Genomic DNA, 15,450 nt, shown 5'->3' with positions numbered 1-15,450 from the left:
CCGGCTGGCAGGGCGAGCCCCGAGACAGCGACGGCGGGGTCACGGACGAACCGTGACCCCGCCGACGGGTACGCCGGCTCAGCCGCCGGTCGCCTCCTTGAGGCAGAGCACCGGGTTGGCGGTGGCGCCGCGCAGGTCCACGTGCGGCATGGCCGGGTCGGGGCACTTGTCCTTCGACTCGACCTTGGACACCACGCTGAATGCCTCCGGCTCGGCACAGTCGGCAGCCACCGCGGTGCTGCCGGAACGCTTGACGCACGAGCCGATCGGCGGGTCGAAGGCGTTCGCGTCGTCCGACCCGCCGACCATGCCGAGCAGCATCAGCAGGCCGAGCGGAATGGCCAGGATGAGCACGGCGGCGACCAGTACCGCGGCGAGCACCCGTCCGTTGCGCACCTTCGGTGCCGGGGCTTCCGCAGCTGGTTCGGCGACCGGCTTGAAGGCGTCGAAGCGGCCCTGCTCCGCCTCGCCCGATCCACTGCCCGGACCCGGGCTCCACGGCGGTGCGGACTGTGGCGGCGGGGGGTACGCCGGGTTGTGCTCGCCGCCGGCCTCGGACCGGAAAGGGGCGCCGTAGGTGCCGCCTGGGCGCTCGGACGGCCCGCCGAACGGGTCGTTGCCCGGGGCACCGAACGGGTCACGCGGCGCGCCGCCGAACGGGTCGGCCGGGCGGTCCGGCTCGGCGTGCGGCCGAACGCCGTTGACCGGCCGGTTGGCCGGCGGCGCGTCGACGAAGGACGGCATCCCCGGGGGGAAGGGAGGTGGGGCGGCCGGCGACGCCGGAGCGGCCGGACCGGCGAAGGCGTTCGGCCCGCCCATCGGCGGCTCCCGGTCGGCGAAGCGGGGCTCCGGGGCCGGCTCGTACCGCTCCGGGCCCTGATCGCCGCGCGCCGCGCCCCGGTCACCGTCGAACCGGCCCGGACCCTGGTCGAAGCGGGGCACCAGCGGCTGCTCGTCGTGCTCCGGCGCCGGCTCCTCGGTGTGCTCGGTGCGGGCCGGCCGGCCGTACACCCGTGGTTGGGGCGCGGGCGAACCGGCCGGGCGAGCCGGATGGTCGGCCGGGGGCATGACCCGACTGGACAGTGGCACGGACGCGCTCGCCGCGACACCACCGCCGGCCGGCGACGCGGGGCGGCCCTCGGCCTCGGGAGAGGTACGGGGCGCCGGAATCGCCGGTGACTGCGACTCGTCGTGTCGGGGCTCGGGGTGGCCCCAGGCCGGGCCACCGGCCGACCCGGCCGGGTCGTCGGTGAACGGCGGGGGCTGGGCGAAGTCCGCGGGCGGCGTGGCGGCCAGGCTGGCACCCGGCACGCGCTGCTCCTGCGGCGGCAACGGCACCACGTTGGCCGGGGAGATGCCCGGGGCGGGTGCCGGCTGGTAGACCGGATCGTCGGACCGGCCCGGATCGGGCTCGGCGTTGGTCCGGGGCGCGGCGGGCTCCGCGGTCGGCTGACCCCACGCCTCTCCGGGTGCCCAGGGCTGGATGTCCGGCATGGCGTTCCGGTCAGCGGCGGTACGGGACGGGAGCGGCTTCGCGGACGGGCTCCAGGACGGCGGCGGCCCGGCAGCCGGGTTGCCGCCGGCCCAACCGGCCGGCTCCTCCTGGGCGGGGGTGGCCCAGTCGGGTTGCGACGGGCGGTCACCACCCGCGTGCCAGCCCTCCGCCGGCTGGTCGCTCGCCCAACCGCCGGCGGGTTCCCGCCGCTGGCCGGCCGCCCAGCCGGACTGCTCCGGTTGCTCGGCGGGCCACGCCTCGGCGTGGGACGACCCGTCGGTGGGCCGCTGTTGCTGACCCGCGTCGGCGACCGGCACCTGAGCGCTGGCCCGGGCCGCCGGCTCGCGGGTCGGCGTCGGCTGGTCGTTCTGCGCCCAGGCCGGTTGGGGCGGCTCGGGCGGACCGGCGGTCGAGGCCCAGCCGGGGGTCTGATCGTCGGTCCGGGGGGCGCCTGCCCAGTCGGGCTGCTGACCGCCGCCCCAGCCGCTGGGCGCTGCCGGGTTGGACTGGCCCGCGGCGGCCTGACCGTTGGCCCAGCCCGGCTGGCCAGCCGGTGGTTGACCGTTGGCGCGGTCGGGCTGGCTCGCCGGCTGGTTCGGCGTCCACTCTGCCGGCTGCGCGGTGTCCGCAGTGGCGGGATCGGTGGCCCAGGCGGGCCCGGCCTGGCCGCCGTTCGCCCAGGCAGGCCCCTCCGATGTGGGCGGACCGGCCGGCGCCCAACCCGGGGTCGGCTGCTGCGGCTGGTCCCCCTGGGGCGCCCAGGGCTGCTGGTTGCCGGCGGGCTGGTCCCAGTTGCCGGGCACGGCCTCCGCCTGACGCGTCGCCTGGGCGCTGCCCCAGGCGTTGCCCTGCTGGTTCGCCCAGGCTGGTGCGGACGTGTCCGGGCGGGCGGGTGGTGGCGGAGCCCAACCGAGGTCGGGGGCGGTCGCGCCGTACCCGTTGTCCTGCTGAGTCGGACGGTCGCCGTACGGCGCCGGTCCGCCGCCGCCCGGCGGCGCCTCGTCCGGCTCCTGGCCGGGGCGGTGCGGGCCCTCGGACGTCATGCGTGCGCCTCCTCCATCACATGTCGGCCGCCGTCGCCGATGGTCTCGGCAGGGCAGCCGGCGGTGCCGGCGTACCGGCGATGCCGGCTCCCCGCACCGTATCCCGGTAGCCGCTGGTGGGCTTCCGGGGAGCTTCGATCGTCACTGTCCGTCGCCGGGCGGTGTCGAGGTGCTTCTATCGCCTCGGCCTGGCCCCGAGCGCGGACGACGACCGAGCCCCACCGTACCGGGCGCTGCGTCGGGGCGGTATCCCGGTGTCAGCGGCCGTCGTAACGCCGACGACCCGCCCGGTGTGCCCGGGCGGGTCGTCGATCTGGAGGAGGCGGATAACGTCGTGTGGCGTCAGTGCATGTGACGCTGGGCGATGGCGAGGATCTCGTCGCGGACCGCGGGCGAGTTGGCGGAGCGCAGGGCCCGCTCGATGGCACGGGCGCGGCGGTTGGCGTCGCGGCGGTTGCGGATTCGCTCGATCATGCTCATGGTGTCTCTCCTCCTGGCTATTCGGTTGTCGTCCCGTCGTCACCTCCATTGAAGCGCAGCGAGGTCGGATTTTCCAGCGATTATTAGGTGAGCTGAGCCACCAGCCTACGAATCTTAGGTGAGCAACCCTCGATGGCAAACCTTTCTTCGTCAAACGGCAACGGCCGGTGTGCCGGGCGGCAACCCGTGGCACACCGGCCGAAGCCGTGCTGACGCGTCAGGTCCAGGCGAGCAGCGTCGCCTCCGGATCGGCGAGGAAGTCGCCCACGTCACGGAGGAACTTCGACCCCAGCTCACCGTCGATGATCCGGTGGTCGAAGGAGAGGCCGAGCGTGGTGACCAGGCGCGGCTTGACCTTGCCCTTGTGGACCCAGGGTTGCTCGCGTACCGCGCCGAACGCCAGGATCGCCGACTCACCCGGGGGCAGGATCGGCGTTCCGGTGTCCACCCCGAACACCCCGACGTTGGTGATGGTCAGAGTGCCGCCGGACATGTCGGCCGGCGAGGTCCTGCCGGCCTTGGCGGTCTGCACCAGGTCGGTCATCGCGTCGGCCAGCTCACGCAGGGTCAACCGGCCGGCGTCCTTGATGTTCGGCACGATCAGGCCGCGTTCGGTGGCCGCCGCGATGCCGAGGTTCACGTACTCCTTGACGACGATCTCGTCGCCGGCCCAACTGGAGTTGACCATCGGATGCCGCCGGACCGCCAGCAGCACCGCCTTGGCGACCAGCAGCAGCGGCGAGACCCGTACGTCACGCCACTCCCGCCGCCCGCGCAGCCGGTCCAGCGCCTTCATGGCGCGGGTCACGTCCACGGTCAGGAACTCGGTGACGTGCGGGGCGGTGAAGGCCGAGCGGGACATGTTCTCGGCGGTGAGGCGGCGTACCCCCTTGACCGGGATGCGCTGCTCACGGTCCGCGCCGAAGCTCGCGGCCGAGCTGACCGGGCTGGTGACCGTCAGCGGCTCGGCCGCCGCCGGGGCCGCCGCCGCCCGCTGTACGTCCTCCCGGGTGATCGAACCCGACGGGCCGGACCCGGTGAGCGCGCTCAGGTCGACCCCGAGATCCTTGGCGAGCTTGCGCACCGGCGGCTTGGCCAGCACCGGTCCGCTGCTCCGGCCGTTGCCGTTGACCGCCGGGGCCGGAGGCTGCACGGGTGCCGCGACGACCGGCACCGGGCTGTGCTGCACCGGTGCCGCCGGCGCGGCCGCCGGTGCGGAGGCGGCCGGAGCAGCGCCCTTCCGGGGGCGACGCTTGGCCGCCGTGGTGCGCGGGCCGTACCCGACGAGGACGGCGGTACGGCCACCCGGGGCGGGACCACCGATCAGGCCCGGCTCGACCGCACCCTCGGTTGGCGCGACCTCGACGGCGGCCAACGACGCCGCCGACGGGGTGGGCAGGTCACTGGTGGACGCACCGGTGGTGGACTGTTCCGCCGGGCCGGCGCCCGGTTCGGTGTCGATCGCGATGATCGGGGTGCCGACCTCGACGGTCGTGCCCTCCGGGTGGAAGATCGCCTGGACCTGGCCGGCCCACTTCGCCGGGATCTCCACGGCCGCCTTCGCCGTCTCCACCTCGACGATCGGCTGGTTCAGCTCGATCGTGTCGCCCACCTTGACCAGCCAGGCGAGGATCTCGCCCTCGGTCAGCCCCTCGCCCAGGTCGGGCAGGTTGAATTCCTTGATCCGCGACATGCCGCTCACCAGCCGAAGGTGCGGTCGACGGCGTCGAGCACCCGGTCGAGGTCGGGAAGGTACTCCTCCTCCACCCGGGCCGCCGGGTAGGGGGTGTCGAAGCCGGCCACCCGCAGCACCGGCGACTCCAGCGAGTAGAAGCACTCCTCGGTGATCCGGGCCGCGACCTCCGCACCCATGCCCAGGTTGGACGGCGCCTCGTGCACCACCACCGCGCGGCCGGTACGGCGCACCGACTCGTACACCACGCCGAGATCCAGCGGGGAGAGCGTGCGCAGGTCGATGACCTCCAGGTTCCGTCCGTCCTCGGCGGCGGCGGTCGCCGCGTCGAGGCAGGTACGCACCATCGGGCCGTACGCGAGCAGGGTGGCGTCGGTGCCGGCCCGCGCGACCCGGGCCGCGTGCAGCGGGTACGCCTCGGACAGCGGGGCGTCCAGGTCGACCGGCCCCTTCTCCCAGTAACGCCGCTTCGGCTCCAGGAAGACGATCGGGTCGTCCGAGGCGATGGCCTGCTGGATCATCACGTACGCGTCCTGCGGGTTGGCGCAGGACACCACCTTCAGCCCGGCGGTGTGCGCGAAGTACGCCTCGGGCGACTCGGAGTGGTGCTCCACCGCGCCGATGCCGCCGCCGAACGGGATCCGGATCACCATCGGGATGTTGAGCTTGCCCCGCGACCGGTAGTGCATCTTCGCCACCTGCGACACGATCTGGTCGTACGCGGGGTAGACGAAGCCGTCGAACTGGATCTCGCAGACCGGACGGTAGCCCCGGATGGCCAGGCCGACCGCGGTGCCGATGATGCCGGACTCGGCCAGCGGGGTGTCGATCACCCGCTGGTCACCGAAGTCCTTCTGCAACCCGTCGGTGATCCGGAAGACGCCGCCGAGCTTGCCGACGTCCTCGCCCATGATGACGACCTTCGGGTCGTTCTCGAGCGCCCTGCGTAGGCCGGCGTTGAGGGCCTTGCCGAGGGTGAGGGTCTCCGTGGCCATCAGTGCACGCTCCCCTCGAACGACTCCAGGTACCGGCTGAACTGCTCCCGCTGCTGGTCGAGCAGCGGGGACCCGTTGGGGTAGACGTGGTCGAAGATGGTGCCCGGCTCCGGGTTCGGCATGGCTAGCACCCGCTCACGCAGGTCCACCGCCTCGCGGCGGGCCTGCTCGTCGACCTCGCCGAAGAAGCCGGCGTCGGCGATCTTCTCCCGCTCCAGGAACGCCTTCATCCGGGCGATCGGGTCCTTGGCCTGCCACGCCTCGACCTCGCTGGCGATCCGGTAGCGGGTCGGGTCGTCGGAGGTGGTGTGCGCGCCCATCCGGTAGGTGTACGCCTCGATCAGGCTCGGGCCCTGCCCGTGCCGGGCGTTGTCGAGCGCGTGCCGGGTCACCGCGTACGTGGCCAGCACGTCGTTGCCGTCGACCCGGATGCCGGGGAAGCCGAAGCCGGCGGCCCGCCGGTACAGGGGGATGCGGGTCTGCCGCTCCAGCGGCTCGGAGATGGCGTACTGGTTGTTCTGGCAGAAGAACACCAGCGGTGAGTTGAACACGCCGGCCCAGACGAACGCCTCGTTGACGTCGCCCTGGCTGGTTGCGCCGTCGCCGAAGTAGGCGATCACGGCCTCGCCGTCGTCGGTGCCGGTCCGGCCGTCCATCGCGACGCCCATGGCGTAGCCGGTGGCGTGCAGGGTCTGCGCGCCGATCACGATGGTGTACATGTTGAACTTGAACTCGTTCGGGTCCCAGCCACCCTGGTCGACCCCACGGAACAGGCCCAGCGGCATGATCGGGTCGATGCCACGGCAGTAGAGCACGCCGTGCTCCCGGTAGGTCGGGAAGGCCATGTCCTGGCTACGCAGCGCCCGGCCGGAACCGACCTGCGCCGCCTCCTGGCCCAGCAGGCTCGCCCAGATACCCAGCTCGCCCTGTCGTTGCAGGGCCGTCGCCTCGGCGTCCAGCTTCCGGACGAGCACCAGGTCGCGGTAGAGGCCGCGGTACTCCTCGTCGGTGAAGTCGACGCGGTACTCGGTGCCGTCCGGGCCGGTCACGCTCTCGATCCGCTCGCCCGAGGGCGTGAGCAGCTGCACCAGCTCCGGATCGCCGGTCGTGGCCTTCCTGGATCGGGGTGCGGCTCGCCGGCCGCGGGCCGGAGCCCCGGGGTCGCCCTTTGCCATCCGTCTCTCCCTGTCGTGTCTGCGTCGGCACCGGGGGGTCACCCGGCCGCGCGACTCGTGCGCCCGTCCCGGCTGGTGCCGGGATGGTTCCTGGCGGCCGCGCCTGACCCCGGTAGGGGTTGCCGCGCGGCATGAGCCGGATTCTGGCCGAACCCGGTTCGGGAGCGCCGGTGCCCAGTCGCGCCTACCGCGTGGGTGCGCGGAGGTCGCGGCTGCGCTGCCGCCGTGGCTCCAGTTTCGCATCAGAGGTGAGGCGTCCCACACCCCGCCCGCCCCGCATCCGGTGGCCGGCCCGCTTCGTTACCCGAAGTGCCGCAGTGTCGGGTCGAGCGACTCCCGGCCGTTCCGGTGGTGGTTCGTCACCATTCGGCCAGATACGCGTGTCGACACGCGGTGTGGTCTTGGCTGACGCAGAGTCACTGCCCCAGGCTGATCGCGCGGGTCGGCTGCCGCTTCCGAACGGCCCGCGAGGGCGCCCGGACGGCGGCCTCGACCAGGGGTGACGACGAGGGGGTGCGTGGTGTCCGAACCAGGTGAAGGCCCGGGCGCGCCGGTCCTCGGCCGGCATCGGGCGCCCGGCTACCGGCGCGTGGTGGGTGCGCACCGGGCCGTGCGTACCGCCGGGCCAACCCGGGGCTATCTGCTGACGGTGGCGCTGCTGGCGGGCACCGCCTCGATGCCGGTTCTCGCCGCGATCAGCACCGGCTCCGCGACGGTCGGCAGCACGGCGCTGCCGGACGGCAGCACGCCGTTCATCCCGACACCCTCCGTCGGACCGGTAGTGGTCCCACCGCCACCCAGTGGCTCGCCGACCTCCATCGTGACCGCGGTGCCCTCGGTCGAACCGGCGGCGCCGCCGGTCATCCCCGTGGTGCCGACGCCCCGGCCGGCGATCATCGGTACACCGGTCGAGCACACGCCGGCGCGTCGCCCCGGCGCGCCGGCCACCGCACCGGCCCCCCGGACGCCCACCAGCACACCGGCCCCTCGCCCGGCGCCCGTCCCGTCCCGGACACCCTCACCGGCCCCGACCAGCGGCTCGCCCACCCCGACCGCCTCGCCCACGCCGACATCCTCGGCCGATCCGACCGCCTCGGCCGATCCGACCGCGTCCAGCGACCCGCCTCCCGCGGGCCCGGGCCCGTCGACCGATCCCTCCGCGTCCGCCGATCCGGGCCCGTCGAGTGATCCTTCCGCGTCCGCCGATCCGGGCCCGTCGAGTGATCCTTCGGCGTCTGCCGATCCGGGCTCGTCGGACGGTCCTACCGCGTCTGCCGAACCGACCACGTCGAGTGACCCGGAGCCGACGACCGACCCGGGTGCGTCCAGCGGTCCTTCCGCGTCCGCCGGGCCCACCGTGCCGGGGGGTCCGAGTGGCGGTGGGTCCGCGCCGGAACCCCCACCGACCAGCATCGTGACCGAGCCGGCTGTGCTCGGCACACCCGAGCGCAACGGCAGCGCCCGCGCCCGGTCCCGGCCGCGGTAGCGGTGTCGGCCCGGCGGCTGCCCGGCGACGCCGTGCGTCCGGCGGTCCGGTGAGCGTAGGTGCGGGTCAGCCGTCGTCGGCGAGACGGTGCCGGTTGGCCTCGATCCAGGCGTCCAGGGCCGCCGGATCGTCCGGGTCGACGCCGTCGGCCATCAACTGGGCCACCGCGGCGGTGGCCGGGCTGCGCCGCTCGCCGGTCGCGTAGAGCCGGACGAACTCCGGCACCATCTCCTCGATCGCCGCGTCCGTGGCGGCAGCCGCCGACTCGGGCAGCCCGCGCCGGTGGGCCGCGTACCCGGCCCAGGCGCGCAGTACCCGGGGCAGCATCGCCGCGTCGTCCATGTCGAGTACGGCACGGCGGTGCACCCAGTCGAGCAGGAAGAGGCCGGCGACGGTCGGGCTCCACCGCAGCGGGTCGGCGTCGGGGAAGGTGGCCGCGTGGTCGAGCAGCAGGCCCAGACAGAAGTGCAGCGAGGCCAGTTCGGCGTCGTCGACCGCGTCCAGTCCGGCCCGGGCTGCGTCCGGTGAGCCCAGGAAACGACGGATCTCCGCGGCTCGCTCGGCGTCGGGCAACGGGTCGTCGGCCTGCCGGGGCGGTGGTGCGGTCGCGGCCGGCAGCACCGCCAGCCGGGCCCCGACCAGCGCCCGGTCGGTGGCGAGTGAGGCGGCACCGGGCAGCTGGCCCAGATGATCGGTCACGGCGAGATGCCGGCTCACCTGGTCGCGCATCCGGGTCGGGCTCTCCTCCCGGAACCAGGTCAGCTCGTCCTCGGCGCACAGTTGCCTGACCTGCTCCAGGATCCGGCCGGCCGGACCGCCGACGAAGACGTCCTTGGTGATGCCGATGTTGTGGTCGATCAGGGCGACCAGGGCGTGTTCCGGCCCTCCGGTGGCATCGTCGTAGGCGAACGTGGCCAGGTAGGAGGTCTGGTCGCCGTACACGTCGCCGTATGCCCAGGTGCCGGTGACGTGCACCTTGCCGAGCTGCCCGGACCAGGCCGGCGCGGTCGCACCGGGCCGCACCCGGTCGGCGCCCGCCGCGTCCGGCACCAGGGCCGCGAAGACGGCCCGGACCGTCGTCGCCGCGACCGCCCGCCGTCGCGAGGTGGCGGCGAGGAACTCGCCCACGAAGTCGCGCACCGCCGCCTCCCGGTCCGTCTCGGCGACCTCGTACACGCTGCCGAGCAGGGCCGCACCGAGCATCTCCGCGTCGAGGGCCGAGTCGAGCTTGGTCACGTCGCGTGCGGCGTGCAGCACCGCTTCGTAAGGGGTCTGTGGCGTGGCCATGACTCGACCCTACGCCGATCGCGCGGGGTCCAGGAACGTTCGGCGGCCGGGTCAGCGGTGTCGGGCCACCTCGAGGACGGTGCGCGCGTCGGCGTGCGCGGCGATCACCGCCCGCACCGGGGCCAGCACCTGCTGTTCGCCGACACCGGCGACGGCCCGGGCCAGCCGCGCCTCCGCCCGCTGTCGAGCCTGCCGCGCCGCCCACCTGACCAGGGGTCGGGTCAGTGCCGCGACGAGCGCCCCGGTCAGCAGTCCACCGAGCAGCAGCAGGGTCGGCACCGGTACCTCACCGACCATCGGGTGCCGCAACTCCGGCAACCCGAGTGCCCGCATCGCGTAACCGAGGACCAGCCAGCCCAGCCCGGCCGCCGCGGCGAGCGTCACCAGCCACTGCACCCCGCCGACCAGTCGCCACCAGACACGGGGACGGTCGACGCCGAGATCGGTGCCGGCCAGCGCGCCGTCCAGGGCGTCCGGCAGGTCGCCGAGGCGGGACCGGGCCGCCGCGGCCATCGCGTCCGGCCAGGCGTTCGGCAGCCCGGCCCCGGCCCGCTCGGCGACCGTCCGCAGGGCCAACGCCAACGCGGACTTGTCGGCCGCGTTGGGCTCGGGTACCGAGGTCGCGGCCACCAGGCTCGCCGCCGGGTCACCGCCGGCCCGCCGGTCGGGCAGATGCAGCCGGCGCAGCGGATCGGCCCGCAGCCGCCGCCAGAGCCGCAGCAGGGGCCAGCCGGTGGCCGCCGCGGCGCGATGCCGGTACGCCTGCTCGACCGCCGCCACGACGGTCGGCACTCCCGCCGCCCTGCACAGGGCACGGTCCAGCGCGGTGACCGCGGGATCGTCCGCGGCGAGCGCCGTGCGGGGCGCGCCGACCATGTCGTCCAGCGCGTCGACGACGGCGTCGACGTCACCGGAGAGGCGACGCAGCGCGGCCTGTCGTTCGGCGACGGTACGCTCCAGCGCCGCCCGCAGCCGCTCCGGGCCGTCCGGGTCGGCGACGGTGGTGGCCAGCAGCGGCACCTCGGCCAGCCCGTCCGCGTCGAGCAGGCGGCGCAGGTCGGCCAGCACCCGGGGCACCTCGGCCGGAGGCAGCCGGTCGGTCTGGTTGAGCACGACGACCGTCACGTCCCGGTGCCGGTGGAACTCGCGGAGGTAGCTGCGGTGCACCACCCGGTCGGCGTACTTCTGCGGGTCGACCACCCAGACCACCAGGTCCACGAGGCCGAGCAGCCGGTCCACCTCCAGTCGGTGCGAGTGCTCGACGGAGTCGAAGTCCGGCAGGTCGAGCAGGATCAGCCCGTGCAGCGTGGACTCGTCGTCGCCGTCGAGCAGGCTCTCCCGGACGAACCGGTGGCGGGGCAGCACGCCGAGCCAGTCGAGCAGCCGGGTGCCTCCGTCGAGGGGGCCCCAGACGCAGGCGTGCGTGACACCGGTGGTGGGCCGGCGTACCCCGACGGGTGAGAGGTCCATCCGGGCCATCGCGTTGAACAGGCTCGACTTGCCGCTGCCGGTGGCGCCGGCCAGCGCCACCACGGTGTGGTCGCGCGACAGCGCCAGCCGGGTGCCGGCCCGTTCGACAAGGGTGCGGGCCGGCACCAGCGGGGTGTCCGGTAGGTGCCCGTCGACGATGCCGAGGAAACGCCGCACCGCCTCCAGCCGGGCGACCAGTTGATCGGCATCCACCCGCCCGTCGGCGATCCGCAACGCCTCGCGGAGGCGTCCGCCCATGCCGGTCACGGCCGCTCCCCATCGGTCACCGGGGCGTCGACGCCCGTCGTCTGGGCGCTGAGCACGGGCGCGGCGTCGGCGAAGCCGCTGCGCAACCGGGCCGCCTCGACCCGTTCGGCCGCCTGGCGCAGATCCGTCGCGGTCCGGGCCGGGGGTCGGGTCTGCCGGGTCCGGGTGAGATAGCGGGTGGCCTCGTCGTCCAGCAGCACCGTCACCCGCTCCAGCAGGTCCTCGCGGGCCTTTCTGGCCAGCGTACGCACGGCCTGGTCGCCGAAGATCGCCTGAAGCACCGCCTGGCCGGCGAGGGTGGTGCCGGCCCCGGTGGCGACCTCCAGCCCGGTCGGGATGAAGGCGGTGGAGGCGAAGACAGCGATCATCACGGCCAGTCCGGTGGCGTTGACCGCGTACGCCGCCGTCCGGGCCACGAAGCGCCGGTCGCCACCTTCGGCCCGGACCAGTTCCAGCACGCCGCGCTGCCAGTCGCGGACCAGCCGTTCGGCGCGCTGCGGCAGGTCGGCGGCGTGGTGCGCCAGGTCCGGTTCGAGCAGCGCCGCGCCGGCCGGGTGCGCCTTCCATCCGGTGTACGCGTGCTCGGCCGCCTCAGCGGCCACCCCCCGCAGCAGGGTGACCAGTTGCGACTCGATCGCGTCGCGCAGCTCGACGGCGGGGGCCGGGCGGCGGGAGAAGGCGGCCATGACGCGGTCCCGCAGCCGGCCGATCCGCGCCTCGAGGGTGCGGAAGAGGTCGCTGGTGCCGACGAACTCCTGCCAACGGGCGAGCACCTCGCCACGGAGCAGTCGACCGTCGCGCAGCCCCTGCTCGACGGTCCGGTTCGCGGCCCGGTACGCCGCGCGTACCCGGTCGTCCAGCGCGTCAGCGGCGGTGACCTGCTCGTCGACGGCGAGGGCCAGGCTCTCGACGGTGGGTTGCAGCAGGGCCAGCGCGCCGCCGAGGGTCTGCCGGACCACCGCCGCGCGGGCCTCCGCGTCGGCGGCGAGCCGGGCGAACCAGTCGGCCAGCGGTGCGGTGCTGCGGCCCGGTAGCAGCCCCTGCCCGTCGATCCAGGTCTCCGTGAGCACGAACAGCGGCGCGGCGTCGAGGCCCTGCTCGGCGAGCATCTCGGCGAGATGGGCGGCCACCTCGTCGCTCGCCTCCGTGGGCACCCGGTTGAGTACCAGGGCGAGGACGGCACCCCTGGCTCGGGCGTTGTGCAGCAGTTCCCAGGGGACGGCGTCGGCGTACCGGGCGGCGGTGGTGACGAAGAGCCAGAGGTCGGCGGCGGCGAGCAGTTGGTTGGCCAGGGCCCGGTTGGCGTCGACCACCGAGTCGATGTCGGGGGCGTCCAGGAACGCCAGCCCCGGGGGCAGCGCCGGTGCGGTGACCAGGTGCAGGGTGCGGGGATCGTCGCTGGGCTGGTTGGTGCGGGTCAGCCCGGGCAGCAGCTCGCCCCGGCGGAACCAGGCCGAGTCGGCCGGGTTGCAGACCAGCACCGGCGACCGGGTGGTGGGTCGCAGCACGCCGGCCGCGCTGACCCGGGCCTGCACCAGGCTGTTGACCAGGGTCGACTTGCCGGCACCGGTGGATCCGCCGACCACCACGAGCAGCGGAGCGTCGAGGCGGGCCAGGCGGGGCAGCAGGTAGTCATCGAGCTGGTCGGCGAGGGCGGCGACGGTGCGTGCGGCCAGCTCGGCCGAGGGCAGGGCCAGCGGGAACCGGGCCGCCCCGATCGCGGCGCGCAGACTGGTCAGGGCGTCTGGCAGGGTGTCGTCCCCGGTGGGCGCGGGCCGGTCCTCGCCGGCGCCGGTGGACCCGGTGCGGGCTGCGACGGCGGGCGCGCCGGACGGTGAGGCGGAATCGCCGTGCGTCGTCACCGCTAAAGCGTGCCCGACCGACACAAGGTAAGACAACCGGTCGGTAGGACTGGTGAGTTGCGTCGATCCGACTCAACCTTGACTTGACGATTCCCGGGGGCGTGGCACTATTGAGTCAAGTTCACTCAACTTGAGGTGGGGTCGCTGCGGACGGCAGGTGCCGCGCAGCGGGACGGGAGGGCCCGTCACCTGCTCAACGTAACGAAGCGAGGAAGCGAAGATGGCACGTGCGGTCGGTATCGACCTCGGCACGACGAACTCCTGCGTCAGCGTTCTGGAGGGCGGTGAGCCCACCGTCATCGCCAACGCTGAGGGCTCGCGGACGACCCCGTCGATCGTCGCGTTCGCCCGTAACGGCGAGGTGCTCGTCGGTGAGGTCGCCAAGCGCCAGGCGGTGACGAACCCGGACCGGACGATCCGCTCGGTCAAGCGGGAGATCGGCACCAACTGGTCCGTCGACATCGACGGCAAGAAGTACACCCCGCAGGAGATCTCGGCCCGGACGCTGATGAAGCTCAAGCGGGACGCCGAGGCCTACCTGGGCGAGCAGATCACCGATGCGGTGATCACCGTCCCGGCCTACTTCAACGACGGCCAGCGTCAGGCCACCAAGGAGGCCGGCGAGATCGCCGGCTTCAACGTGCTGCGGATCGTGAACGAGCCGACCGCGGCAGCCCTGGCGTACGGGCTGGACAAGGGCTCCAAGGAGCAGACCGTCCTGGTCTTCGACCTCGGCGGCGGCACCTTCGACGTGTCGCTGCTGGAGTTGGCCGAGGGCGTCATCGAGGTCAAGTCGACCAGCGGTGACAACCTCCTCGGTGGTGACGACTGGGACCAGCGGATCATGGATCACCTGGTGAAGACCTTCCGGGGCGAGCACGGCATCGACCTGTCGCAGGACAAGATGGCGATGCAGCGGCTCAAGGAGGCCGCCGAGAAGGCCAAGATCGAGCTGTCCGCCGCCACCACCACCAACATCAACCTGCCGTACATCACCGCCGGGGCGGCCGGTCCGCTGCACCTGGACGTGACCCTCAGCCGGGCCGAGTTCCAGCGGATGACGCAGGACCTGCTGGACCGCTGCAAGGGCCCGTTCGAGCAGGCCGTGAAGGACGCCGGGATCAAGATCTCCGACGTCGACCACGTGATCCTCGTCGGTGGCTCGACCCGGATGCCGGCGGTGACCGACCTGGTCAAGCAGCTCACCGGCAAGGAGCCGAACAAGGGCGTCAACCCGGACGAGGTCGTGGCGGTGGGCGCCGCCCTGCAGGCCGGCGTGCTCAAGGGCGAGGTCAAGGACGTCCTGCTGCTCGACGTGACGCCGCTGAGCCTGGGCATCGAGACCAAGGGTGGCATCTTCACCAAGCTCATCGAGCGCAACACCACCATCCCGACCAAGCGCTCCGAGGTGTTCACCACCGCCGACGACAACCAGCCGTCGGTGCTGATCCAGGTCTTCCAGGGCGAGCGTGAGATCGCCGCGTACAACAAGAAGCTCGGCACCTTCGAGCTCACCGGCCTCCCGCCGGCCCCGCGCGGCGTGCCGCAGATCGAGGTCACCTTCGACATCGACGCCAACGGCATCGTCAACGTCCACGCCAAGGACCTGGGCACCGGCAAGGAACAGAAGATGACGATCACCGGCGGCTCCTCGCTGCCGAAGGACGACATCGAGCGGATGCGCCGGGACGCCGAGGAGCACGCGGAGGAGGACAAGCGCCGCCGCGAGGAGGCCGAGACCCGCAACGTGGCCGAGGCTCTGCAGTGGCAGACCGAGAAGTTCCTCGCCGAGAACGGTGACAAGCTCCCCGCCGAGAACCGCGAGAAGCTCAACGAGGCCCTCGGCGAGCTGCGTGGCGCTCTCGGTGGCAGTGACATCGAGAAGATCAAGTCGGCGCACGAGCGGCTCGCGACGGTCTCCCAGGAGGCGGGCTCGCTGCTCTACGCCCAGCAGGCCGAGCAGGCCCAGCCGGGTGGCGAGGCCGGTGCCGGTACGGCCGGTGGTGCCGGTGCGGCCGGTGGCGCGCAGGCCGGCGGCGCACGGCCCGGTGCGGACGACGTGGTCGACGCGGAGATCGTGGACGAGGACAAGAAGTGACGGTCCTGGCCACCCGAGCGCACGGGCAGAGGGATGAGGTAGTCGTATGACGGAGAAGCCACGAGCCGCCGACCCGGGTGACACCGGGTCGGCGCCGGG

General features: G+C 73.6%; 10 protein-coding genes. 1 reads left to right on the top strand and 9 read right to left on the bottom strand.

Annotated elements, in window-relative coordinates; genetic code table 11:
* Nucleotides 1-78: 78 nt before the first annotated feature.
* The 9 genes from V5O40_RS03470 to V5O40_RS03430 form a co-directional block, all read right to left on the bottom strand.
* The gene (locus V5O40_RS03470; protein WP_332904106.1) at nucleotides 79-2,538 is read right to left on the bottom strand and encodes an LppU/SCO3897 family protein; all 2,460 of its coding nucleotides are present in this window, start codon (nucleotides 2,536-2,538) and stop codon (nucleotides 79-81) included.
* Between the two features lie 342 nt (nucleotides 2,539-2,880).
* Entirely contained in the window at nucleotides 2,881-3,018 is a 138-nt protein-coding gene (locus V5O40_RS03465; RefSeq protein WP_196255796.1) for a hypothetical protein, read from the bottom strand.
* A gap of 217 nt (nucleotides 3,019-3,235) precedes the next feature.
* Nucleotides 3,236-4,711, bottom strand: coding sequence for a dihydrolipoamide acetyltransferase family protein (locus V5O40_RS03460; RefSeq protein ID WP_332904205.1), 1,476 nt, complete (start codon nucleotides 4,709-4,711; stop codon nucleotides 3,236-3,238).
* Nucleotides 4,712-4,716: 5 nt separating this feature from the next.
* Nucleotides 4,717-5,706 (bottom strand): alpha-ketoacid dehydrogenase subunit beta, encoded by a 990-nt coding sequence (locus tag V5O40_RS03455; RefSeq protein ID WP_332904105.1) that lies wholly within the window; start codon nucleotides 5,704-5,706, stop codon nucleotides 4,717-4,719.
* On the bottom strand, nucleotides 5,706-6,881 hold the full coding sequence (gene pdhA / locus V5O40_RS03450) for a pyruvate dehydrogenase (acetyl-transferring) E1 component subunit alpha (protein WP_332904104.1): 1,176 nt from the start codon (nucleotides 6,879-6,881) through the stop codon (nucleotides 5,706-5,708). The genes V5O40_RS03455 and pdhA overlap by 1 nt, the downstream gene beginning before the upstream one ends.
* 636 nt (nucleotides 6,882-7,517) lie before the next feature.
* Nucleotides 7,518-7,946, bottom strand: coding sequence for a hypothetical protein (locus tag V5O40_RS03445; protein WP_332904103.1), 429 nt, complete (start codon nucleotides 7,944-7,946; stop codon nucleotides 7,518-7,520).
* 487 nt (nucleotides 7,947-8,433) lie between these two features.
* The gene (locus V5O40_RS03440; RefSeq protein ID WP_332904102.1) at nucleotides 8,434-9,654 is read right to left on the bottom strand and encodes a hypothetical protein; all 1,221 of its coding nucleotides are present in this window, start codon (nucleotides 9,652-9,654) and stop codon (nucleotides 8,434-8,436) included.
* A 51-nt stretch (nucleotides 9,655-9,705) separates the two neighbouring features.
* Nucleotides 9,706-11,382, bottom strand: coding sequence for a GTPase (locus tag V5O40_RS03435; RefSeq protein WP_332904204.1), 1,677 nt, complete (start codon nucleotides 11,380-11,382; stop codon nucleotides 9,706-9,708).
* Nucleotides 11,383-11,387: 5 nt separating this feature from the next.
* Entirely contained in the window at nucleotides 11,388-13,253 is a 1,866-nt protein-coding gene (locus tag V5O40_RS03430; protein ID WP_332904101.1) for a GTPase domain-containing protein, read from the bottom strand.
* Nucleotides 13,254-13,473: 220 nt separating this feature from the next.
* Here V5O40_RS03430 and dnaK point away from each other — a divergent pair, with 220 nt between their 5' ends.
* Nucleotides 13,474-15,351 carry a molecular chaperone DnaK gene (gene dnaK / locus V5O40_RS03425; protein ID WP_332904100.1) on the top strand — a complete coding sequence of 626 codons (1,878 nt, stop codon included), beginning with the start codon at nucleotides 13,474-13,476 and terminating at the stop codon, nucleotides 15,349-15,351.
* Nucleotides 15,352-15,450 lie beyond the last annotated feature (99 nt).

Source organism: Micromonospora palythoicola (assembly GCF_036689795.1).
GTDB lineage: Bacteria > Actinomycetota > Actinomycetes > Mycobacteriales > Micromonosporaceae > Micromonospora > Micromonospora palythoicola.
This window is presented reverse-complemented; position numbering and strand designations above follow the sequence as displayed.